Annotated in this window: 17 protein-coding genes and 4 tRNA genes; 14 read left to right on the top strand and 7 right to left on the bottom strand. The window is 50.3% G+C overall.

Annotated elements, in window-relative coordinates; all coding sequences use genetic code 11:
• Window positions 1–334 precede the first annotated feature (334 nt).
• From uvrY to ACS18Q_RS06065, 7 genes are all read left to right on the top strand, one after another.
• Window positions 335–979, top strand: coding sequence for a UvrY/SirA/GacA family response regulator transcription factor (gene uvrY / locus ACS18Q_RS06035; RefSeq protein ID WP_038151245.1), 645 nt, complete (start codon window positions 335–337; stop codon window positions 977–979).
• Window positions 980–2,809, top strand: coding sequence for an excinuclease ABC subunit UvrC (uvrC, locus tag ACS18Q_RS06040; protein ID WP_441257533.1), 1,830 nt, complete (start codon window positions 980–982; stop codon window positions 2,807–2,809). It abuts the gene before it with no gap.
• Between the two features lie 46 nt (window positions 2,810–2,855).
• Window positions 2,856–3,413 carry a CDP-diacylglycerol--glycerol-3-phosphate 3-phosphatidyltransferase gene (pgsA, locus tag ACS18Q_RS06045; protein WP_004726215.1) on the top strand — a complete coding sequence of 186 codons (558 nt, stop codon included), beginning with the start codon at window positions 2,856–2,858 and terminating at the stop codon, window positions 3,411–3,413.
• A gap of 273 nt (window positions 3,414–3,686) precedes the next feature.
• Window positions 3,687–3,760: transfer RNA gene (locus ACS18Q_RS06050), tRNA-Cys, on the top strand.
• Window positions 3,761–3,763: 3 nt separating this feature from the next.
• Window positions 3,764–3,839, top strand: a tRNA-Gly gene (locus ACS18Q_RS06055).
• 96 nt (window positions 3,840–3,935) lie between these two features.
• A tRNA-Leu gene (locus tag ACS18Q_RS06060) sits at window positions 3,936–4,022 on the top strand.
• 21 nt (window positions 4,023–4,043) lie between these two features.
• A tRNA-Gly gene (locus ACS18Q_RS06065) sits at window positions 4,044–4,119 on the top strand.
• A gap of 378 nt (window positions 4,120–4,497) precedes the next feature.
• Here the strand turns inward: ACS18Q_RS06065 and ACS18Q_RS06070 are convergent.
• Window positions 4,498–5,562, bottom strand: coding sequence for a PQQ-dependent sugar dehydrogenase (locus tag ACS18Q_RS06070; RefSeq protein WP_441257534.1), 1,065 nt, complete (start codon window positions 5,560–5,562; stop codon window positions 4,498–4,500).
• Between the two features lie 399 nt (window positions 5,563–5,961).
• On the opposite strand from ACS18Q_RS06070, the gene ACS18Q_RS06075 reads away from it, so the two are divergent.
• Window positions 5,962–7,110, top strand: a complete 1,149-nt coding sequence (locus ACS18Q_RS06075; protein ID WP_232658665.1) for a GGDEF domain-containing protein — start codon at window positions 5,962–5,964, stop codon at window positions 7,108–7,110.
• Here the strand turns inward: ACS18Q_RS06075 and ACS18Q_RS06080 are convergent.
• Both ACS18Q_RS06080 and ACS18Q_RS06085 read right to left on the bottom strand, forming a co-directional pair.
• Complete coding sequence (locus ACS18Q_RS06080) at window positions 7,062–7,997, bottom strand: LysR family transcriptional regulator (protein WP_441257535.1); 936 nt, start codon at window positions 7,995–7,997, stop codon at window positions 7,062–7,064. The two genes, ACS18Q_RS06075 and ACS18Q_RS06080, sit on opposite strands and share 49 nt — an antisense overlap.
• Before the next feature lie 8 nt (window positions 7,998–8,005).
• Window positions 8,006–8,488 (bottom strand): GNAT family N-acetyltransferase, encoded by a 483-nt coding sequence (locus ACS18Q_RS06085; RefSeq protein ID WP_143679110.1) that lies wholly within the window; start codon window positions 8,486–8,488, stop codon window positions 8,006–8,008.
• 350 nt (window positions 8,489–8,838) lie between these two features.
• Here ACS18Q_RS06085 and pheS point away from each other — a divergent pair, with 350 nt between their 5' ends.
• The 3 genes from pheS to ihfA all read left to right on the top strand — a co-directional run bounded on the left by pheS (window position 8,839) and on the right by ihfA (window position 12,967).
• The gene (gene pheS, locus ACS18Q_RS06090; protein WP_004726210.1) at window positions 8,839–9,822 is read left to right on the top strand and encodes a phenylalanine--tRNA ligase subunit alpha; all 984 of its coding nucleotides are present in this window, start codon (window positions 8,839–8,841) and stop codon (window positions 9,820–9,822) included.
• A gap of 18 nt (window positions 9,823–9,840) precedes the next feature.
• Window positions 9,841–12,228, top strand: a complete 2,388-nt coding sequence (pheT, locus tag ACS18Q_RS06095) for a phenylalanine--tRNA ligase subunit beta (RefSeq protein WP_441257536.1) — start codon at window positions 9,841–9,843, stop codon at window positions 12,226–12,228.
• 445 nt (window positions 12,229–12,673) lie between these two features.
• Window positions 12,674–12,967, top strand: coding sequence for an integration host factor subunit alpha (ihfA, locus tag ACS18Q_RS06100; protein WP_004726208.1), 294 nt, complete (start codon window positions 12,674–12,676; stop codon window positions 12,965–12,967).
• A 49-nt stretch (window positions 12,968–13,016) separates the two neighbouring features.
• Here ihfA and ACS18Q_RS06105 read toward each other — a convergent pair whose 3' ends face one another.
• Window positions 13,017–13,793 carry a hypothetical protein gene (locus tag ACS18Q_RS06105; RefSeq protein WP_004726207.1) on the bottom strand — a complete coding sequence of 259 codons (777 nt, stop codon included), beginning with the start codon at window positions 13,791–13,793 and terminating at the stop codon, window positions 13,017–13,019.
• Window positions 13,794–14,115: 322 nt separating this feature from the next.
• Between ACS18Q_RS06105 and ACS18Q_RS06110 the strand changes: the two genes are divergently transcribed.
• Both ACS18Q_RS06110 and ACS18Q_RS06115 read left to right on the top strand, forming a co-directional pair.
• Window positions 14,116–14,763 (top strand): thiopurine S-methyltransferase, encoded by a 648-nt coding sequence (locus ACS18Q_RS06110; RefSeq protein WP_055466766.1) that lies wholly within the window; start codon window positions 14,116–14,118, stop codon window positions 14,761–14,763.
• 178 nt (window positions 14,764–14,941) lie between these two features.
• Window positions 14,942–16,252, top strand: a complete 1,311-nt coding sequence (locus tag ACS18Q_RS06115) for a methyl-accepting chemotaxis protein (protein ID WP_441257537.1) — start codon at window positions 14,942–14,944, stop codon at window positions 16,250–16,252.
• A 67-nt stretch (window positions 16,253–16,319) separates the two neighbouring features.
• On the opposite strand, the gene purT is transcribed toward ACS18Q_RS06115, so the two are convergent.
• From purT to ACS18Q_RS06130, 3 genes are all read right to left on the bottom strand, one after another.
• On the bottom strand, window positions 16,320–17,495 hold the full coding sequence (gene purT, locus ACS18Q_RS06120; protein ID WP_441257538.1) for a formate-dependent phosphoribosylglycinamide formyltransferase: 1,176 nt from the start codon (window positions 17,493–17,495) through the stop codon (window positions 16,320–16,322).
• A 138-nt stretch (window positions 17,496–17,633) separates the two neighbouring features.
• A complete protein-coding gene (locus ACS18Q_RS06125) occupies window positions 17,634–18,947 on the bottom strand; it encodes a ferredoxin reductase family protein (protein WP_441257539.1) in 1,314 nt (437 codons plus the stop codon).
• A 95-nt stretch (window positions 18,948–19,042) separates the two neighbouring features.
• Complete coding sequence (locus ACS18Q_RS06130; protein ID WP_004726202.1) at window positions 19,043–19,933, bottom strand: AEC family transporter; 891 nt, start codon at window positions 19,931–19,933, stop codon at window positions 19,043–19,045.
• A gap of 224 nt (window positions 19,934–20,157) precedes the next feature.
• On the opposite strand from ACS18Q_RS06130, the gene ACS18Q_RS06135 reads away from it, so the two are divergent.
• Complete coding sequence (locus ACS18Q_RS06135; protein WP_014205228.1) at window positions 20,158–20,682, top strand: outer membrane beta-barrel protein; 525 nt, start codon at window positions 20,158–20,160, stop codon at window positions 20,680–20,682.
• Window positions 20,683–20,839: the final 157 nt, after the last annotated feature.

A 20,839-nucleotide genomic window follows, 5' to 3' on the forward strand; every position in this document is an offset into this window, starting at 1 on the left:
TAATTCGTCATATTGGCACGCTTTTTAACCGGAATAATATTCACCAAGTGGCTGAGAATGAGTCAATTTTTATTCGTTACCGGATCCCGTTCAAACTATTGAATGATGACGATAAAAATGACGCAAACGGTTTGATATAATTCTTAACTTGTTGATTTAATAATCGATTCTCAATCCGTGATGGTGAGCAAAAATAAGTGCTTGCTAAACTTTGCGTTTGAGCACATATTCAGAGTAAGAAAATATTCCGAATTTAAGTTAGACTAAGGCAGCCAAGCTGCTATCCACTATCTCAGTGGGTGCAGAGCCAATTAATAAGTGTGGAGATACAAGTTTGATAAGTGTTTTCCTTGTAGATGATCACGAGCTGGTTCGCACAGGGATACGACGTATTATTGAAGACGTCCGTGGAATGAACGTAGCAGGGGAAGCTGATAGCGGTGAAGAAGCAGTGAAGTGGTGTCGTAGCCAACATGCTGACGTCGTACTGATGGATATGAACATGCCGGGTATTGGTGGCTTAGAAGCCACAAAGAAGATCCTGCGCTTCAATCCTGACGTCAAGATCATCGTTTTAACCGTTCATACAGAGAACCCGTTCCCGACTAAAGTGATGCAAGCCGGAGCCGCGGGCTATTTGACCAAAGGTGCAGCACCTGACGAAATGGTGAACGCCATTCGTGTGGTGCACAGTGGTCAACGTTATATTTCTCCGGAAATTGCCCAGCAAATGGCGTTAAGTCAGTTTTCACCCGCCTCCGAAAACCCATTTGCCGATTTGTCCGAACGTGAACTTCAGATCATGCTGATGATCACCAAAGGACAGAAAGTGACTGATATTTCGGAACAATTGAATTTAAGTCCGAAGACGGTCAACAGTTATCGTTATCGACTATTTGCGAAGCTCGACATCAGTGGTGATGTGGAACTGACGCATTTGGCGATTCGACACGGAATGCTCGACACTGAGAAGTTATAAGTGTCTTCATTTGATTCGACCTCCTTTCTGAAAACAGTAACCAATCAGCCCGGCGTGTACCGCATGTACAATGCCGAGGCTGAGGTTATTTATGTCGGTAAAGCCAAAGATCTCAAAAAGCGTCTTTCCAGTTACTTTCGCAAGAAGATAGACAGCGAAAAAACACGGGCGTTGGTGACGCACATCGAGAAAATCGATGTGACGATCACGCATACCGAAACGGAAGCGCTGATCCTTGAGCACAACTACATCAAGCAGTACCTGCCAAAGTACAACGTGCTACTGCGGGATGATAAATCCTACCCATATATTTTCATCAGCGGTCATCGTCACCCGAGGCTGTCGATGCATCGTGGTGCCAAAAAACGCAAAGGCGAATACTTCGGCCCGTATCCGGATTCCGGGGCGGTGCGTGAAACGCTGCACCTGATTCAAAAGATCTTTCCAGTGCGTCAGTGTGAAGATACGGTTTACAGCAACCGAACACGCCCGTGCCTGATGTATCAGATCGGTCGCTGTGCGGGCCCTTGTGTCAGCAGCATTATTTCTGATGACGACTACGCCGAACTGGTGAACTACGTGCGCCTGTTTTTGCAAGGCAAAGACAAACAAGTGCTAGAAATCCTCATCGATAAGATGGAAAAAGCCAGCATGGGATTGCGCTTTGAAGATGCGGCGAAGTTTCGCGACCAGATTCATGCCATTCGCCGAGTGCAAGAGCAGCAATTCGTGTCTGAAGACAGCATGGACGACATGGACGTGCTCGGTTTTGCGCAGGAAAAGGGCATTGCCTGTATCCATATTTTGATGATTCGTCAGGGCAAAGTCCTTGGCAGTCGCAGCCACTTTCCGAAGATTCCACACAACACGTCGCAAGAAGAGGTGTTTGAGAGCTTCCTGAGCCAGTATTACCTCAGCCACAATGAAGCGCGGACGATGCCAAGCCGTATCTTGTTGAATGATGGATTGCTGGTGGATGCCAAACCAATGCAGGATGCCTTAACGCAATTGGCGGGTCGCAAAGTCACTTTCCACGTTAATCCAACGGGCACGCGTGGGCGCTATTTGAAGCTGTCGAACACCAACGCGCTGACGGCGATCACCACCAAGATTAACCATAAGATGACCATCAATCAGCGTTTCAAAGCGCTGCAAGATGAGTTGGGGTTCGACAATATTACTCGCATGGAGTGTTTCGATATTTCGCACACCATGGGGGAAAGTACCATCGCCTCATGCGTGGTGTTTAACCAAGAAGGCCCGCTCAAGCAGGAATATCGTCGCTACAACATCACGGGCATTACCGGTGGTGATGATTATGCGGCGATGGGGCAAGTGCTCGAGCGCCGTTACGGCAAACAGTTAGACGTCGACAGAATTCCAGACATCATCTTTATCGATGGCGGCAAAGGGCAGTTGAACCGCGCACATGAAATCATGACGCAGTGTTGGCAAGATTGGCCGAAGCGTCCGCGGCTGATTGGTATTGCCAAAGGGGTCACGCGCAAACCGGGTCTGGAAACGCTGATCACCACCGATGGCGATGAATTTCATTTGCCAAGTGATGCACCTGCGCTGCACTTGATTCAACACATTCGTGATGAAAGCCATAACCACGCGATTGCTGGTCACCGCGCCAAACGGGGTAAAACGCGTCGCACCAGTGCACTGGAAGGCATTGAAGGGGTTGGACCCAAACGTCGTCAGGCGTTACTCAAATACATGGGTGGTTTGCAAGAGCTCAAACGTGCAACTGTTGAAGAAATCGCCAAAGTGCCGGGCATCAGTCATTCTTTAGCAGAAATCATTTATCAAACATTGAAACAATAAGAAAAATACCGCACCATAAACGCGCAGTCGATAAGAGCCTAAAAATATGCGTTTTAACATTCCCAATATTCTGTCTTTAGTACGACTTTTTCTGATCCCAGTCTTTGTCGTGTGTTTCTACTTACCTTACCACTGGGCTCCATTTGCAGCAGCGATGGTGTTCTGGGTTGCAGGGTTCACCGATTGGTTGGATGGGATGTTGGCGCGAAAACTCGGGCAGACGTCGCGTTTTGGTGCGTTTATCGACCCGGTTGCCGATAAAGTGTTGGTCGCCACTGCGCTGATTCTGATTACTGAGTACTACCACAACATTTGGATCACCATTCCTGCGGTTACCATGATTGCGCGCGAGATCATCATCTCTGCACTGCGCGAGTGGATGGCGGAAATTGGCAAACGCGCCAGTGTTGCTGTGTCTTGGATCGGTAAAGTGAAAACCTTGACCCAAATGTTTGCATTGTGGGTGCTGATTTGGCGCTACGACGACTGGATGGTTTGGCTGGGTTACGCTGCGATTTACGTGGCGACCATTTTGACCTACTGGTCAATGGTGCAATATTTGGCGGCCGCCAAAGACGATTTACTCAGCGAAGAACATCAATAGAAAAGCGGGCGAAAGCCCGTTTTTTTGTCTCTCGATTTTTGTTTTAGGTTGAGCGAGTATTTCGCCATGAAATGCTCGGTCTGAGTTCGGTTATCTTGTGGAAATATCGAGCTTTTTTGCTAGTAAACTGAGCAAATCAACGCTTTTTGAATGCAAAATAGACAAACGATTTAAAATCAAAAAAATTGTGTTGACTCATTTCATCGAATCCGTAGAATGCATCCCGTACTCCAGAGGAATGCCGCAATGCGGTGAGCCTTGAAGAGTGTCAGAGGCGCGTTGGCAGAGTGGCCATGCAGCGGATTGCAAATCCGTGGACCTCGGTTCGACTCCGGGACGCGCCTCCATTTGCGACACTAGCTCAGTTGGTAGAGCGCAACCTTGCCAAGGTTGAGGTCACGAGTTCGAACCTCGTGTGTCGCTCCAAATTACAGTGATAGGATCGACAATCGGTCGTGTTACTTCGATTTGAGTATCGTTATTCGATGCTTAGATGGTGTTACCATCGCAACAATTTTGCGTGCCCTGGTGGTGAAATTGGTAGACACAAGGGATTTAAAATCCCTCGACTTTCGAGTCGTGCCGGTTCAAGTCCGGCCCGGGGCACCATCTCTCTACAATATAGTTTATGCGACACTAGCTCAGTTGGTAGAGCGCAACCTTGCCAAGGTTGAGGTCACGAGTTCGAACCTCGTGTGTCGCTCCAAACAAGAAAAGCCCGACCAGAAATGGTCGGGTTTTTTGCTATCTGGCGGATGCGAAGAGGGCGAACCTCGTGCCTAAGCTGGTCGCGTCGTTCCAAACAAGAAAAGCCCGATCAGAAATGGTCGGGCTTTTTGTTATCCGGCACATGCGAAGAGGGCGAACCTCGTGCCCAAGCTGGTCGCGTCGCTCCAAACAAGAAAAGCTTGATCAGACAGGGTTGGGTTTTTTGTTATCCGGCACATGCGAAGAGGGCGAACCTCGTGCCCAAGCTGGTCGCGTCGTTCCAAACAAGAAAAGCCCGATCAGAAATGGTCGGGCTTTTTGCTATCTGGCATTTATTATCTGATATGGCTGATTGGGCTTTCAGCGCACTGCAACTTTACGGCTTGAGGCGATAAATATTGCCGCTGTCGGTGGAGAAGTAGATCCAGTCATCGGGTGAACGGCGAATATCGCGAATGCGCTCGTTCAGTGACTCCAGTAATCGCGTCTCTTCTATGGCGCTCTGGTTGTCATCCAACGTGATCACGTTAATGTGGGTGAGCTTGAGGGCGCCCGTCAGCAATTTACCATTGAGTTGTGGGTAGCGTTGACCGCGGTAGAGCAATAAGCCGCTGGGGGCGATTGAAGGAATGTACACTTTCCTTGGGGAGTCGATGCCGTCCGCTTCTTCACTGTCGCCGACAGACACCGGCCCCCAGTATTCTTTACCATACGATGTAGTTGGCCAGCCATAGTTGGCGCCTTTACGAATCAGATTGATTTCATCGCCGCCTCGCGGGCCGTGTTCAATTTCCCACAAGGTTTGACTGGGGGCATCATAATACAGCCCTTGCGGGTTGCGATGGCCGTAACTCCAGATCTGTGCTTGTGCGTTGGGATTACCAGCGAACGGGTTGTCATCGGGCGTTGTACCATCAAGGTTTAAACGCAACACGCTGCCTGCATGGGTTCGGCGATCTTGCCCGTTCGGGCGCATACCGCGATCGCCAATAGTGAAATAAAGGTGGGTCGCGTCAAAGGCAATGCGGCTACCGAAGTGACGCGTTGTGGTGGAATTGGACACAGTGATCAATACGTCTCGCCACGCCGTGACAGTTTTTCCGTCCCAGTTCGCCATGGCAAGCGTGGTATCGACACCGGAATCGTGTTGTTTACTGTAGGTGAAGTAGAACACGGTGGGGTCATGAGGTGAGAGTGCCACATCGAGCAAGCCGCCTTGGCCGTTTGCGGCTACCGAGGCCACTTGAAGCAGAGTGGTTTTGGTCTGCGTTTTGAGGTCCACCAGTACAATATCGCCATTTCTTTCCGTCACCAGCAGTTGATCGTTGGAGACAAAACTCATTCCCCAAGGCACCAACAGGCCACTCATCACTTTCTCGGCTTCCCACGCAGCCGCGTTGAAACTGCAAAGCCACATTAATATGCACAGTCGACGCACCATATCCTCATCCTTCACGTTGGGCGATAGAGAGAGTTTAGCAGCCTTTCACGGCCTATTCGTTTGTGTTCAGGGATGGTTGACGCTGTTGATCGCTCATTTATTCGTTAGGTGTGACACGTCATGTCATGTGTTGTCGCGCGTCATACTTTGGTCGAGTCCTCTGCGCGGGCAATGGCGTTGATTTTTCATGAAAGTTTCTTATCTATCTGTTTTTAAGATGATTTATTTCATGTTGAGTGGCCGTTTGGGCGGCGGCTATTTCACTTTGGCGCAGTGAAGCGTCCATATTTTCTGCTTTATCTCACAACCTATTGATGGTTTCTATGGCATAGTCATTACACTTATTGTGGTTTTATGCATTGATGGTGAATTCTTTACGCGACGGAGCCTCTGCTTGATATGAAGTCATTCCAATGGGATCGGTATTTTGAAACGGGCATCGATGATGTCGATGAACAGCATCAATATTTGGTGGGGTTCATTAATCGATATGGCGAGTTACTGTCGGAAAACAACGTCTCATTGCAAGACGTGCGTATGGCGTTGTTTGAACTCTCACGCTATGCCGAATTTCATTTCAAAGAAGAAGAGCAGTTAATGCGTGATGTTGGCATCGCTGAGGCGCACCTGAGTGAGCATATTGATGTTCATCGTACCTTTATGTCGGAGATTTTCAGCATGCAAGCGTTCCTCAGTGAAAGCGATGAGCGGCCTGCGGTGCAATTGTTGGAGTTCCTGATCCACTGGCTCGCTTACCACATTCTCGGTATCGATCAGAACATGGCGCGGCAGGTCAAAGCGATTGAACAGGGCCTCTCGGCGCAACACGCGTATGAGCAAGAAGAACGGCAACGAGACAGCGCGACGGAGCCGTTACTCAATGCGTTAAATGGTTTGTTTGAGCAGGTGTCGGAGCGAAACCGTGAGCTGATTCGCGTCAACCAATCGCTGGAAGAAAAGGTGCATGAACGCACGCAACAGTTGATGCAAGCGAATCGGCAGCTTGAAGCCTTATCGATGACTGACAGTTTGACAGCCTTACCCAATCGCCGCAAAGCGATGCGCCAGTTGGAGGTGTATTGGAACGAATCACAGCAGCAAGGGTTGCCGCTGGTGTGCATCATGATTGATGCAGACTACTTCAAACAGGTAAACGACAGTTGTGGTCATGATGCGGGCGATCGCGTGTTGATGGCGCTGGCGCATACGTTAAAACATGCGTTTCGTAGCGATGACTTAGTGTGCCGACTTGGGGGCGATGAGTTTTTGGTGATTTGCCCTAATACCGATCTCGATGGCGGCGTGCACATTGCAGAACTGACGCGTCAGCAAGTCAACAACCTGTTGGTGCCTACGGGCATGGAGCCTTGGCGGGGGAGCATCAGTGTCGGCGTGGCGGAATCCCATGGGTTTATGAACGATCACCATGCGTTGATTAAGCTCGCCGATACGGCGGTTTATCGCGCTAAAAAGGCGGGCAAAAACCGCGTTTGTGTGGCTCAATTTGAAGAAGTGATGAGCGCAGAGCCCAAGGCCAACTTGGCTTGAAAATCACGTTGCAGATGGGCAAAACAGAGTTCGCGAAACCAACGGTGCTCATCGTCATTTTGGAATTTTGCATGCCACAGTAAGTAGTAATTGTGCGTGGCCAATTCAAACGGCGCACTCAGTACCGCCAACGGGTAACGCTTGGCGTATTGCGCAGCGATATGCAGCGGCACCGTGACCAAGCAGTGTGTCCCAATGACGGTCTCCAAAGCCAAGCGAAGGGAAGGGAGCGTCGCGAAAATGCGGCGTTGTTTCTTGTGCTGACGAAACAAGTTATCCACCTGTCGCGTCTCTTCATGTAAGTCACTGACCAGAATATGTCGCGCGGAGAAGTAGTGCTCCAGCGACATGCCGTTTGTGGCGATCTCATTCGTCTGACAGCAGCAAATGACATAATGGTCGCTGGCCAGGCGTTTACCGTACAAATTCTCTGGCACCGTGACCGCCAATGTGCCCAGCAAGTCAAAGTTGGTTTCACCCAATTCACTCAGCGGTGCATTCTGCCACAGCGAGGTTTGAATGCCCGCTTGCGGGGCCTTCTCATACAGTTCAGCACAGAGCGCAGGCAGAATATCCATGGAAATGAAACTGTTGAACGCGAGTCGGAAAGAGCGGTCGCAATGTTGAATATTGGCTTGCGGCGGTAAATACAATTGATCGAGCTGAAACAGCAACGCGGGCAGGCGCTCTTTGAGCTGTTCGCCCCGCTGTGTCAACGTAAACTGCTGGCCATCACGGATGAGAATCGGATCCTGAAACTCGTCGCGAATCAAGCGCAGCGCCTTACTCATCGCCGGTTGAGTCACGTTCAGGCGGCGCGCGGCATCCGTGAGATTGCGAGTTTCAAGCAGCGCCATCAGCGCAGGCAGCAGTTTGTAGTTGTTCATCCGTGTCCTTACAGCGTTTTCAGCATCCACACATCGCAGCCGTTGTGTTCGGTGCCGGGCATCGCCGAGGGCAAATGCTCAAACCCCAAACTCTCATACAAACGCACTGCGGTACTCATATTCGACAGCGTGTCGAGGTAACAGTGCGTAAACCCTTGGTGCTTGGCAAAGGCGAGGCATTGTGTGGCCAGCGCTTTGCCCAAACCATGACCACGACTTTCCGGCAACAGGAATAGCTTTTTGAGTTCGCAGACGGAATCACTGCCGTTGAATGGTGCGATGCCGCCGCCACCAACGATCTTGCCGCCCAGCGTTGCAACCCAATAGCCACTGCGATTTTGGGCCACATAATGCTGGCTCATTGCCAGTACTTCATCATCGGATGGGCCGAAACCGTCGCCAATTGCGCCAAATTCAGCACCGACGCTTTTGATGATCGTGCAGATGATGGGATCGTCGTCTGTGCAGATGGGCTGGATGTGTGTGTTCATGTCGACCTCGAGAAATGATGAAGATGGAGTCGTCACCTTACGTGGGGAAGAGTATAAACAGAAATCAAAATATTCACTAATCACCATAACCAAAAGTGATAGCTGGCGAAAAATAATCGGAGGGTCAAATTCGGCTGTTTAACAAATAAACGAAAGCACCTTTTCCTGCGGTTGAAAGTGTGATTCAGGCCGATTTCAATTTGGCTTTGACAGCAGCTTTCGTTACTATGTACAGCTATTTGAAAAACCCCAAGAATCCCTTATGGTCAGCCTATCGGTACCCCAAAAGGGCACCAAGGTCACCCTTTTGGGCTCCTTAAGGAAACTGCTCATCAGCAGACGAGGAAACGATGCAACATCTACAAGAGATTATTGCTAACGCGACCGCAGCCATTAATGCTGCAGAGTCGTTAGTCGCACTGGATGAAGTGCGTGTTCAGTACCTGGGCAAAAAAGGTGAGCTGACGGCTCAGCTGCAAAGCCTAGGCAAACTTCCACCAGAAGAGCGCCGCACTGCTGGTCAGGAAATCAACGTCGCAAAAGAAACGGTTCAAAAAGCCATTGCTGCGCGCAAAGACAGCCTGCAACGTGCAGAGCTGGAAGCGAAGCTGGCGGCAGAAACCATCGACGTGACCCTGCCTGGTCGTCGTATCGAGAACGGTGGTCTGCACCCAGTCACCCGTACGATCGAGCGTATTGAAAGCTTCTTTGGCGAACTGGGCTTTACCGTTGAGTCTGGTCCTGAAATCGAAGATGATTTCCATAACTTCGATGCGTTGAACATCGCCGACGATCACCCAGCGCGTACTGACCACGATACCTTCTTCTTTAATCCAAAGTTGATGCTGCGTACTCACACGTCTGGCGTACAGATCCGTACCATGGAAGAGAACCAGCCGCCGCTGCGTTTCATCGCACCTGGCCGTGTTTACCGTAACGACTACGACCAAACACACACGCCAATGTTCCACCAAGTGGAAGGCATGCTGGTTGACGAAAACGTCAACTTCGCACAGCTAAAAGGCATCCTGCACGACTTCCTGTGTAACTTCTTTGAAGAAGACTTGGAAGTGCGTTTCCGTCCATCTTACTTCCCATTCACTGAGCCTTCAGCAGAAGTGGATGTGAAAGGTAAGAACGGTAAATGGCTGGAAGTACTGGGCTGCGGTATGGTGCATCCAAATGTACTGCGCAGTGTGGGTATCGACCCTGAAAAATACTCTGGTTTCGCATTCGGTATGGGCGTTGAGCGTCTGACCATGCTTCGTTACGGTGTGAACGACTTGCGTGCGTTCTTCGAAAACGACCTTCGTTTCCTAAAACAGTTCAAGTAATCCAGAGGTTTAATCACAATGAAATTCAGCGAATCTTGGCTTCGTGAGTGGGTTAACCCTGCGGTTACCACGGACGAGCTTACTCACCAAATTACGATGGCCGGCTTGGAAGTTGACGATGTCCTTCCGGTTGCGGGCACTTTTACTGGCGTGAAAGTGGGCCACGTTGTGGAATGTGGTCAGCACCCAGATGCCGACAAACTGCGTGTAACCAAAGTGGATGTGGGCGAAGAAGAACTGCTCGACATCGTGTGTGGCGCGCCAAACTGCCGTCAGGGCCTCAAAGTCGCGGTTGCGACGGTTGGCGCTGTACTGCCAGGCGATTTCAAAATCAAAAAAGCGAAACTACGTGGCCAGCCTTCTCACGGCATGCTGTGTTCTTTCTCTGAACTGGGTATTGATGTTGAATCCAACGGCATCATGGAACTCGCGGAAGATGCCGTGATCGGTACTGACTTCCGTGAATTCCTGGCGTTGAATGACGTCACCATCGATGTTGACCTAACCTCAAACCGCGCCGACTGTTTCAGCCTGCGTGGTATGGCGCGTGAAGTGGGCGTACTCAACCGCGCGGATGTGGCTGAGCCTGCCGTTTCACCTGTTGCTCCCACGATTGATGCGAACATTTCGATCGAAGTGAAAGCACCAGCGGCGTGTCCTCGCTACTTGGGTCGTATTGTGAAGAACGTCAACGTTCAAGCGCAAACGCCATTGTGGATGCAAGAAAAACTGCGTCGTTGTGGCATTCGTTCTATCGATCCAATCGTCGACATCACCAACTACGTGATGCTTGAGCAAGGCCAGCCAATGCACGCATTTGATCTGGCGAAGATCGAAGGCGGCATCGTGGTGCGTCTGGCTGAGCAAGGCGAGAAACTGACGCTGCTAGACGGCAACGAAGCGGAACTCAATGCCGACACACTGATCATTGCTGACCACAACAAAGCGCTGGCGATTGCGGGTATCTTTGGTGGCGAGCACTCAGGTGTGAGCACTGAAACCAAAGACGTGCTGTTAGAATGTGCATTCTTCGCTCCGGATCATATTCGTGGCCGCGCACGCAGCTACGGTCTGCACACTGATTCTTCTATGCGTTACGAACGTGGTGTGGATTACGCACTGCAACACGCTGCGATGGAACGTGCAACACAACTGCTGATCGACATCTGTGGTGGTGACGTTGCACCGGTTGTGGCGGCTGAATCTGATGCGGATCTGCCAAAACCAAACACCGTGGCTCTGCGCCGCACGAAACTAGACAACCTGCTGGGTCACCACATCGCGGATGCGGACGTGGTTGAAATCCTGCAACGTCTAGGCATGAGCGTTGAAACCACAGCGGAAGGCTGGACTGCGACAGCGCCAACTTGGCGTTTTGACATCGCTATCGAGCAAGATTTGGTGGAAGAAGTTGGCCGTATCTACGGTTACGACAACATTCCAAACCAAGCGCCGGCGGCTGCACTGAACATGAACCTGCACAAAGAAGCAAACCTGCCTCTGAAACGCGTTCGTGATCTGCTGGTTGACCGTGGTTACCACGAAGCCATCACATACAGCTTCGTAGAGCCAGAACAGCAAAAACTGATCGTGCCAGATGTAGAGCCTTTGATTCTGCCAAACCCAATCTCAGCAGACATGTCTGCGATGCGTTTGAGCCTGATTCAAGGTCTGCTGAACACAGTGGTTCACAACCAAAAACGTCAGCAACCACGCGTGCGTCTGTTCGAACAAGGTCTGCGTTTCATTCCGGATCAAGCGGCTGAAAACGGCATGCGCCAAGAGCCGATTTTGGCGGGCGTGATTTCAGGAACTCGTGGTGAAGAGCACTGGAACCTAGAAACCGCAACCGTTGATTTCTTTGACTTGAAAGGCGACGTGGAAGCGATTCTGGAACTGACTGCGAACGGCAAAGCATACAGCTTCGCTGCGGCAAAACACCCAGCGCTGCACCCAGGCCAATCCGCTGCGATTGTTCTGGATGGCAAAACGATCGGTGTGATCGGTACGGTTCACCCAGAGCTTGAGCGTAAATTTGGTCTGAACGGTCGTACCATCGTGTTTGAAATCGAATGGTCGGCGATCAACACCAAAGTGATCCCAGAAGCGGTTGCACTGTCTAAGTTCCCATCAAACCGTCGCGATATCGCGGTTGTGGTTGACGACGCGGTGGCATCTGGTGACATCGTGAAAGCGTGTCTGGCGCAGGGCGGCGAATTCCTAAAAGACGCCAAACTGTTTGACGTTTACGTGGGCAAAGGCGTTGAGGATGGCAAGAAGAGCTTGGCAATTGCTCTGACGCTACAATCCGCTGAACGTACGCTGGAAGATGCTGATATCGCCGGTGCGGTTGAAGCCATCGTGGCTCATGTCTCCGCGAAATTTGGTGCCACACTGCGCGACTAATGGTTGCAAATTGTGTGAAAAAGCAGGCTCGAGAGCCTGCTTTTTTTATTCCGAATGACTTGCATTTGCCCCATCGGTTGGCGCATCATTTGGAGCAACCACCTGATTTACAGATAAATTTAAAAATTTTTTTTGGCGTAACGAAAATTTTTTCCTACGCTGTAATTAGAGAGAAGCTCTAAATATTTTGGGTGAATTAGTATAAGTAACTAAAATATCAGTAGTTTTTCTTTAAATGTGAAGACAAGTTTTGCGGCTAAGCGCGCGATGAACGTCTCTTTTTGTGGTGAGATTTTGGTTGGTCTCAATAAAAAAGTTGGCGAAAATCATAAGCTTGGCATACACTTTTCAGGTGATGCCAATTATGTCTTTGATTGGCTAAGCAAAAATTGCTTTGGTGCTGTCGTTGCACAGCAAGGTTTAACATAGCTTTGAGGGAAGTTTTATGGCGCTCACAAAGGCCGATTTGGCTGAGAACCTGTTTGAAAAACTAGGGTTTAGTAAACGGGATGCCAAGGAAACGGTTGAAGTGTTTTTTGAAGAAATTCGCAAAGCACTCGAAGGTGGCGAACAGGTAAAACTCTCCGGTTTTGGTAATTTTGATCTGCGAGACAAAAACGAACGTCCGGGTCGAAATCCAAAAACGGGTGAAGATATTCCGATCACCGCTCGACGTGTCGTAACGTTCCGCCCAGGGCAAAAACTAAAAGCCCGAGTCGAGAACATTAAAAAGTCGTAAAAAGACCGAGCATTAGACCACGCTTTCGCGTGGTCTTTTCATATCTGGCTTATGCGGCTTGAATGTGTGTGGTGATGTAAGGCTGCCATGCCTGCTGGTAGAGATCTTGTGACTCGCGGCGAATCTTCTGAATTTTAGCCATCTCCCAATCGTTGAGTGCGCGCTGGTCACGACCTGCGGTGCGCTCAATGTTCTGAATCTGTTTATAAAGGTCATGCTCTGGGCCACTTTTCACATCGGCAATCGCTTTCAAGTGAAATTGTACTTCGGCAATGATGCCGGTTTTTGGCAACTGAACCAGCACGTTCAAGTCGCGATAACCTGATTCCGCTGGTGATTTAAAGCGGTTTTTCACCTTCATCACCGTCGCTTCGCGGCTCAGGGCCTCATAGGCGTCAACCAAGCTCGGCACATCATCGGCGATGATCGTGGCGCGCGCCAAATCGGTAATGCGTTCCGGTTGACCATTCAACTCCAATTCGATTTTTTCCAAGGCGCGGTGGTGTGATTTTACGCCAGAAAAGTAGGCGTGGGTGGATGTGAGTAGTGCGGTACTTTTGCACAAAGTTTCCAGTTCACACTGGGCTTGATGCGCTTTGCTGTAGAGGATGTCGAAATCCTGATAAGGCTGCAGAACGCTGTTTTGCGTGGTTTGAATGCCGTAAAGGCCGCTGAGGCTATGTTTGAAAAGCTTTGAACTGACTTGATTTTGCGATTCACCTCGGTTGTCTTCCGACGTGGTATCAAAAGGCAGAGCGGCCGCAAAAGCAGGCGCTCGGCTCAGAACCAGAAGCATCAGTGCCGTCGTTCGTAAGAATAGGCTCATTCACTCTCCTTAGCTTGCGCTGTTAGGTCAAAATTGGCAATCAGAAGGGCCATAACAGTGTGCAAACGAAGCATTCTCTTCAATAAAGATGTTGGGTTGAAAACGCTAAACTCAATCGCATCCCAACGACAAATGTGCAGAGTGTGTGGTCTGTCACATGACAATGCTCGGTTATTCAGACTATTAGCCGAATAAACAGTTCCTTTTGAGAGTGTAAGGAAGTGTGTCTTTCACAAAACGCTGACCGAGTGTTAAAAACTGGCTACCGAATTTAACCAGAATTCGTTACCCTATCGCGCTTCCATGACTTCAGAGATGACGAATGAACGATCCAGAATTTTGGCACGCGAAATGGGCCTCAAACCAAATTGGCTTTCACTTGACCGATGTGAACACATTGCTCAGCGATCACTGGCACGAGACACAGCCAAAACGTGATGAACGCGTTTTGGTGCCGTTGTGTGGTAAAAGCGAAGACCTCATTTGGTTGGCGGAAAAACATGACGATGTGCAAGGGGTGGAACTCAGCCCGATTGCGGTGCGCGCCTTTTTTGCGGAACACTTCTATACTCCAACTGTGACGCAGATTAACGGCCTGCATGAGCTGTATCAGTTTGATGAGCTGTCAATTTACACCGGGGATTACTTCACGGCGCCGCTGCAACCGGTCGACATTGTTTATGATCGCGCGGCACTGATTGCCTTGCCGGAAGGGATGCGCGCGGATTACGTGGCTCGTCTGAAATCTCTGCTCAATCCGGGCGCACGGATTCTTTTGGTCACCCTCGATTACGATCAGCAAGAGCTGAGTGGCCCACCGTTTAGTGTGAATGAAGAGGAAGTGAAGCGCTTGTTTAGTGGGTTTTCGGTTCGTCGTTTACTGCGTGATGAAGCCAACGCACAGCATCCGAAACGCGCCAAAAAAGGCCTCAGTCGTTTTGCCGAAGAAGTTTGGTTGATTGAAAGCTGAACCTGTGGCTCACGAATGGAGTAAAAGGTCTAATCAAAGATTGTAAAGGTGCCAAGATGCTGTACGATATGGCACCTTTTCGCTAGGTTGAAAAATAAGCAGCGCATGAAGAATGCTGCAAATCATCTCAAATTTTCCGATTGTGGCGGGCTCTCCCGCAATACCATGAGGTCCTAGTATGTTTCTTTTTAACAGCCGTAAACAAGAACAGAATCACCAAGCTCAACTCGACGCCATACGCTCTGCCAGTATGGTGCTCACTGCGATTAAACATCGCGTACCGTATATCGAATTTTCCAGTGATGGCCGTATTCTTACGGCCAACGAACTGTTTCTCAGCGCGATGGGATACTCGCTTGACGAAGTGCAAGGCCAACACCATCGTCTTTTTTGTGATAAGCAACTGACTTCATCGGCATCGTATCAAAATTTTTGGCGTGAATTGGCGCAGGGCAACCCGCAACACGGGACGTTTCGCCGCGTGCGTAAAGATGGTCAAGATATCTGGATTGAAGCCACGTACGTGCCGGTGGTCGATGAACAGGGCCGCGTGGTGAAAGTGGTCAAAGTGGCCAGCGATGTCACCGAAGAAAAATTGCAGCTCGATAGCCAAGCCGCCATTTTTGAAGCACTAAAAACGTCGTTGGCGTACATCGAATTCACCCCGCAGGGGCAGATCCTCAATGCCAATGATAATTTCTGTCGCTGCGTGGGGTACTCACTGCGTGAGATTCAAGGCCAGCACCATCGCCTATTTTGCAGTGAGGCGTTCATGCAGAACAATCCCGATTTTTGGCCATCATTGGCCCGTGGTGAATTCAAATCCGGACTGTTTGAACGTCGCAATCGAAATGGTGATGTGATTTGGTTGGAAGCCACCTACAACCCGATCAAAGATCAGCAGGGCAACGTGGTGCGAGTGGTGAAATTCGCCAGTGAAATCACCGCGCGTATTCATCATCTGCAGGCGATTCAACAGGCGTCGAAGGTGGCGCAGCGCACGTCGCTTGAAACGTTGGACATTGCCAATGATGGCGCGAAAACCTTAGATGTCGCCGCTGATGTGGCGAACCAGATTGACGGCTCGGTAGAGCAAGCGTCGTCGTTGATGGAGAAACTGACCGAACAGTCACAGCAAATATCGCAAATCGTCACCACCATTTCGACCATTGCTGACCAAACCAATTTGTTGGCATTAAACGCTGCGATTGAAGCGGCAAGAGCCGGTGAATATGGCCGTGGGTTTGCGGTGGTGGCCGATGAAGTGCGTAAGCTTGCGGCGAACACATCGCACGCGACGGATGAAATTGGCAACATCGTGAAACGGAACAGCGAATTGACCCAAGTGTCAGAGCAAACCATGACGGAAATTCAGCGCAAGGTCATTGAATGCAATCAACAATTGCAAGCGACCCAAGCGCTCATCGACGAGATTCGACACGGTGCGCAGAATGTTGCGGATACGGTGAGTCAACTCGTCAACGACTGATTGCTTCATCACGCGACAAAAAAGCGCGCTCAATGGCGCGCTTTGTGTTTTCTAATGCCACGAACACTCAGTAGTGGATTTTCACTGCTTTGGCGCATTCAATCGCGCGAGTTGTTGCTTCAGTGGTGGTTTTCCCCCGAGACAGCGCCACACCTAGGCGGCGACGACCGTTGATTTCGGGTTTGCCGAACAGGCGGATTTGCGAGTTCGGGACACACAACGCATCGTCTAAACCGGAGAACTGAATATCGCTTGAGGTGCCTTGACCAAGAATCGCCGCGGACGCAGCAGGGCCGTATTGCGTGATCTCGCCAATCGGTAAGCCGCTAAATGCACGCACATGCAGTGCGAACTCTGATACATCTTGAGAGACCAACGTCACCATGCCGGTGTCGTGAGGGCGAGGGGAGACTTCGTTGAAGATCACTTGGTCGCCTTTGACAAACAGTTCAACACCAAACAAACCATAGCCGCCCAGTGCGTTGACGATTTGTTCTGCCACGTATTCTGCTGCTTTGAGTGCATTTTCTGACATCGTTTGTGGCTGCCAAGATTCACGGTAATCCCCGTCTTCTTGACGGTGGCCAATTGGCGCGCAGAAATGAACGCCATCGACCGCGCGCACGGTCAGCAACGTAATTTCATAATCAAAATCGATAAAGCCTTCAACAATCACACGGCCTGCGCCTGTGCGGCCGCCTTCTTGCGCGTATTGCCACGCTTTTTCTACATCTTCCGCGGTCTTAATCACGCTCTGGCCTTTGCCCGATGAGCTCATGACCGGCTTACATACACAAGGAATACCGACGAATTCAACCGCCGCGACGAAATCGTCATAGTTGTCAGCAAACTGATATGGGGACGTCGGCAGAGAAAGTTCTTCAGACGCGAGGCGACGAATGCCTTCACGGTTCATGGTGAGACGCGTCGCATTTGCCGTGGGAACCACGTTCAACCCTTGCGCTTCCAATTCCACCAGTTTGCTGGTGGCGATCGCTTCAATTTCGGGTACCACGTAATGCGGTTTTTCTAAATCAATCACCTGTTGCAATGCGTTTGCATCGAGCATATCGAATACATGGCTGCGGTGCGCGACTTGCATCGCTGGCGCATGTTCATAACGATCGCAGGCAATCACTTCCAAGCCTAAACGCTGGCACTCAATCGCCACTTCTTTACCAAGTTCACCAGAGCCAAGCAACAGCACGCGTTTAGCACTGTTTCGAGTCGCAGTCCCCAACATAGAGCGAAAATCCTTATAGTGATGCATCGATTCCCAGTATCACAGCGATACTGGGAATACCCTGAGTAAAAACAGCGGCAATCATACTGGAATTTGCTAAAAAAGCAAACGTTTGCGCTAGGTGTGTCGTGAGCAAAATTAACGCATCGCAAACCGTTCGGAATGAAAGTTTTGTTGCGGTAACCCCATGCCAATCAACTGATTTTTCAAGCTGGAAGCAAAGCCTGCTGGGCCACAGAAACTGACACTCGCCTGTGTGAGGTTGAGGTGCTCTGCCACGCGTTCGGCACACAATCGTTCGTTGTTGGCCGAGGTGTAAACATGCAGGTTCACGTTCGGCAAGTTGCTGACGAAGCGCTCCAAGAGTTTGACGAAATACTGCTGTTTGTTGTTATCACGGCAGTAGAACAATTCAATATGACGTCCTGATGAATGCGGTTGTTGTGTCAGGTGTTGTAACCACGCGACAAACGGCACAATCCCGATTCCGGCGCCCACCCACACTTGTTGCACCTCGGCAGGGACTTGGAAACGTCCGTAACCCCCTTCGACGGTGACCGCATGCCCTTGTTGCAATGTGGTGAACAGGTGATGGGTGTAATCGCCCAGATCTTTCATCGCAAATTCAACGTGTTGGGTGAATGCATCGTACTTCAAGATGGAGAAGGGGTGAGGCGCTTCGCCATCTTGAAAATCGAGGTAAGCGAATTGACCTGCACGGTAATCCAACGGCTTATCCAACGTGATGCCAATATGCAGCACACGATAATCATTGCTGTCATCCACCACGTGTTGCACCAATGACACCCGCCCATTCACTTTGCGACGGCGACCAATTTGGCCGCTGAGTGACAGCACGGCGCACAGTGAACCGACTGCCGCGCAAACCCAAACCAGCGTGTTTAAGGTCGCGGCACTCCATTGATAATCCAGCACGGCCACCGAGTGGAATGCACCGGCGAGGAAAATCGCGCCTGCTAGTTTGTGAGTGAAACGAAAACGGCGGTAACTGATGGCTTGAAATAGGCTAATCGCGACGAAGATAACGAACACATAAAAGCTGTATTCGCCGACGACTTTCCCCCAATGCATCCAGTTGATGCCCTCGATGGCTTGCCCTAACCGTGCACGACGTTGCGGTGCGGCTAACAGGCCAAGGCTGATGAGCCACTTAGGAGATTCAATCATGATCCAGTGCGCTACTAGGGCTACGAGCGCGCCGATCCCCATCTGTTTGTGAATGGCGTAGCCTTTGTCGAGTCCGTTGACAAACTCTTCCACTTTGGGCAACCGCATCGCCAACACCATTGCGACGGCCATGTAGGCAAACCCGATCGCACCAGTCAGCAGGATTAGTTGGTGACGCCAATAGAAAAAGTTTGCCTCTGGATCCCAGGTGAACAAGACATTGGGTAACCATAACAAACTGATAATGAACGCAATTGTTTTCATGATCTAAGTCCTTTCATTTATTGTGGGTATAGATTAGATCGGTCAATGAAAAGACGGAATCGACTTTATCTTGTTTTACTTGGGTTGACTTATCTTTACATAACACCGCTTTCCAGCGACAGCGCAAAGATCAGCAGTAGGGGGAGGGTCACGACGCACAAGAAGTTGCCAAACAGCACCATGGACGCCACATTGGTTGGCTCGATATGAAACCGTTCGGCGAACAGATAGTTCATGACCGCAGGAGGTAACATGGTAAACAGCACCATCATTTGCAATTGCATGGTGGGCAAAGGAATCAAGATGTAGATGAGGGTAAATGCGACGGCGCCGGTGGCGAGTGATTGCGCGGTTGAGATCAACCCAACCCGTAAACCCGACAGGCGCATGTTGGTCATCTGAGCGCCCAACGACAGCAGCATCACGGGCACCGCCGCTTGGCCCAGCAGGGTGGTTGCTTCGTAAAGTGGCGTCCATACGGGCGTGCCCGATAAGTTAAACAGCATGGCAATCACGGTCGCAATGAATACAGGTGCAGTGAAAATCTGACGAAATGACCCGCCTTTACTGAGCAGCGCAAGCCCCAAGCTGATGTGCAAGCACGCGGAAACCACAAACAGCAACACCGCCGAAGCGAGCGCGGTTTCCCCAAACGTATAAGTAAACAGCGGAATGGCGAGGTTACCGCTGTTGCGAAACATATGCAGCGGCGCCCATGCTTTAAAGTTCCAGCCGCCGATTTTACACAGTGGGATCATCAGTAATCCGGGCACCAACACCGCAATGAGTGAAGCGTAAATCAGCGGCAGTTGCGCGGTGTCTAATGGCATGGTCGCCAGTGAAGAGAACACCAAGGCGGGCAGAAACGTATCCATGTTGATGCGGTTGATAGGGCGAAAATCGGGTTTGAGCCAGCGCCCAATCGCATAACCCACGCACACCAGAGCCATCACGGGAAAAAGAATACTCACGACCTGTTCAAACATCGGTGTCCTTACCTAAGTTACGCCACATAAGGTGTTCAAATTAGCAGGGTTTTTCACCAGCGTCACGGATTCGATGGGGGATTCGTGCAGCGTGTGGCGCCGAGGTGTGTCGTTGGCAACCATGGGCTATCGCCAAAAAGTGCAATCAAAGTCAGGGATAAGAAGTCGATTAACGGTGTCGCTCAACTAAGCTTTTGATTACTACAACAATAAGGAATCAGCGTATGAAATCATCCTTCGTAGCAATCGGATTAGGGCTTGTTGTCGTCAGCAGTGGCAGTGTGGCCAGCACCGATAACTTTGATCGGTTTTACATCGGGCTTGGCGCGAGTTTTACCGAATTGGAAAGTGAGAGTTACGACATTGTCTCGGAAGACAAAGCGGACGTGACCTCACTCGGGTTAGTGTTCGGTTATCAACCGATCAAATATTTTGCCATTGAAGGGCGTGAACTGTTTCGCGTCTCTCGACACGATGATCTCTACGATACACAAGCGTCGTTGTTGGCGCGCGGTATCTTACCCATTCATGAATACTTCAACTTTTACGCGGTGGCAGGGTTGAGTTTGCTTGCCAAAGATGGATTTGACGAACACGGCACAGACTTTACCTACGGCGTGGGCATGCGTATCAAAAACCGCACGCCGTTCATTTTGGATGTGGAGTACCGCATGCTCTACGACGACACGTTTGATGGCATCGACATGGAGCTTCGTTCAATCAACCTCAACTTTTTATACGGTTTTTAATCTGCGTAGCCCACGATGTGTGGTGGGCTGTGCTGCCATATGTCGCGAAAGCACGCCAAGACAGCATTTGAATCGGATGAGCAGCGCATCTCATCGCGTTTTGATGCTCGAACAATAGAAACGCGGCGTGAATCATTTCAATTCGATATATTAACGA

It is taken from the genome of Vibrio sp. Vf1514 (assembly GCF_052076135.1).
In the GTDB taxonomy this organism is placed as follows: domain Bacteria; phylum Pseudomonadota; class Gammaproteobacteria; order Enterobacterales; family Vibrionaceae; genus Vibrio; species Vibrio furnissii.

What these genes read in the sequence shown, in the direction of transcription:
- pgsA (WP_004726215.1), top strand. Translation starts at nt 2,856, where the DNA reads ATGCGTTTTAACATTCCCAATATTCTGTCTTTAGTACGACTTTTTCTG.
- ACS18Q_RS06070 (WP_441257534.1), bottom strand. Translation starts at nt 5,562, where the DNA reads ATGGTGCGTCGACTGTGCATATTAATGTGGCTTTGCAGTTTCAACGCG.
- ACS18Q_RS06075 (WP_232658665.1), top strand. Translation starts at nt 5,962, where the DNA reads ATGAAGTCATTCCAATGGGATCGGTATTTTGAAACGGGCATCGATGAT.
- ACS18Q_RS06080 (WP_441257535.1), bottom strand. Translation starts at nt 7,997, where the DNA reads ATGAACAACTACAAACTGCTGCCTGCGCTGATGGCGCTGCTTGAAACT.
- ACS18Q_RS06085 (WP_143679110.1), bottom strand. Translation starts at nt 8,488, where the DNA reads ATGAACACACACATCCAGCCCATCTGCACAGACGACGATCCCATCATC.
- pheS (WP_004726210.1), top strand. Translation starts at nt 8,839, where the DNA reads ATGCAACATCTACAAGAGATTATTGCTAACGCGACCGCAGCCATTAAT.
- pheT (WP_441257536.1), top strand. Translation starts at nt 9,841, where the DNA reads ATGAAATTCAGCGAATCTTGGCTTCGTGAGTGGGTTAACCCTGCGGTT.
- ihfA (WP_004726208.1), top strand. Translation starts at nt 12,674, where the DNA reads ATGGCGCTCACAAAGGCCGATTTGGCTGAGAACCTGTTTGAAAAACTA.
- ACS18Q_RS06105 (WP_004726207.1), bottom strand. Translation starts at nt 13,793, where the DNA reads ATGAGCCTATTCTTACGAACGACGGCACTGATGCTTCTGGTTCTGAGC.
- ACS18Q_RS06110 (WP_055466766.1), top strand. Translation starts at nt 14,116, where the DNA reads ATGAACGATCCAGAATTTTGGCACGCGAAATGGGCCTCAAACCAAATT.
- ACS18Q_RS06115 (WP_441257537.1), top strand. Translation starts at nt 14,942, where the DNA reads ATGTTTCTTTTTAACAGCCGTAAACAAGAACAGAATCACCAAGCTCAA.
- purT (WP_441257538.1), bottom strand. Translation starts at nt 17,495, where the DNA reads ATGTTGGGGACTGCGACTCGAAACAGTGCTAAACGCGTGCTGTTGCTT.
- ACS18Q_RS06125 (WP_441257539.1), bottom strand. Translation starts at nt 18,947, where the DNA reads ATGAAAACAATTGCGTTCATTATCAGTTTGTTATGGTTACCCAATGTC.
- ACS18Q_RS06130 (WP_004726202.1), bottom strand. Translation starts at nt 19,933, where the DNA reads ATGTTTGAACAGGTCGTGAGTATTCTTTTTCCCGTGATGGCTCTGGTG.
- ACS18Q_RS06135 (WP_014205228.1), top strand. Translation starts at nt 20,158, where the DNA reads ATGAAATCATCCTTCGTAGCAATCGGATTAGGGCTTGTTGTCGTCAGC.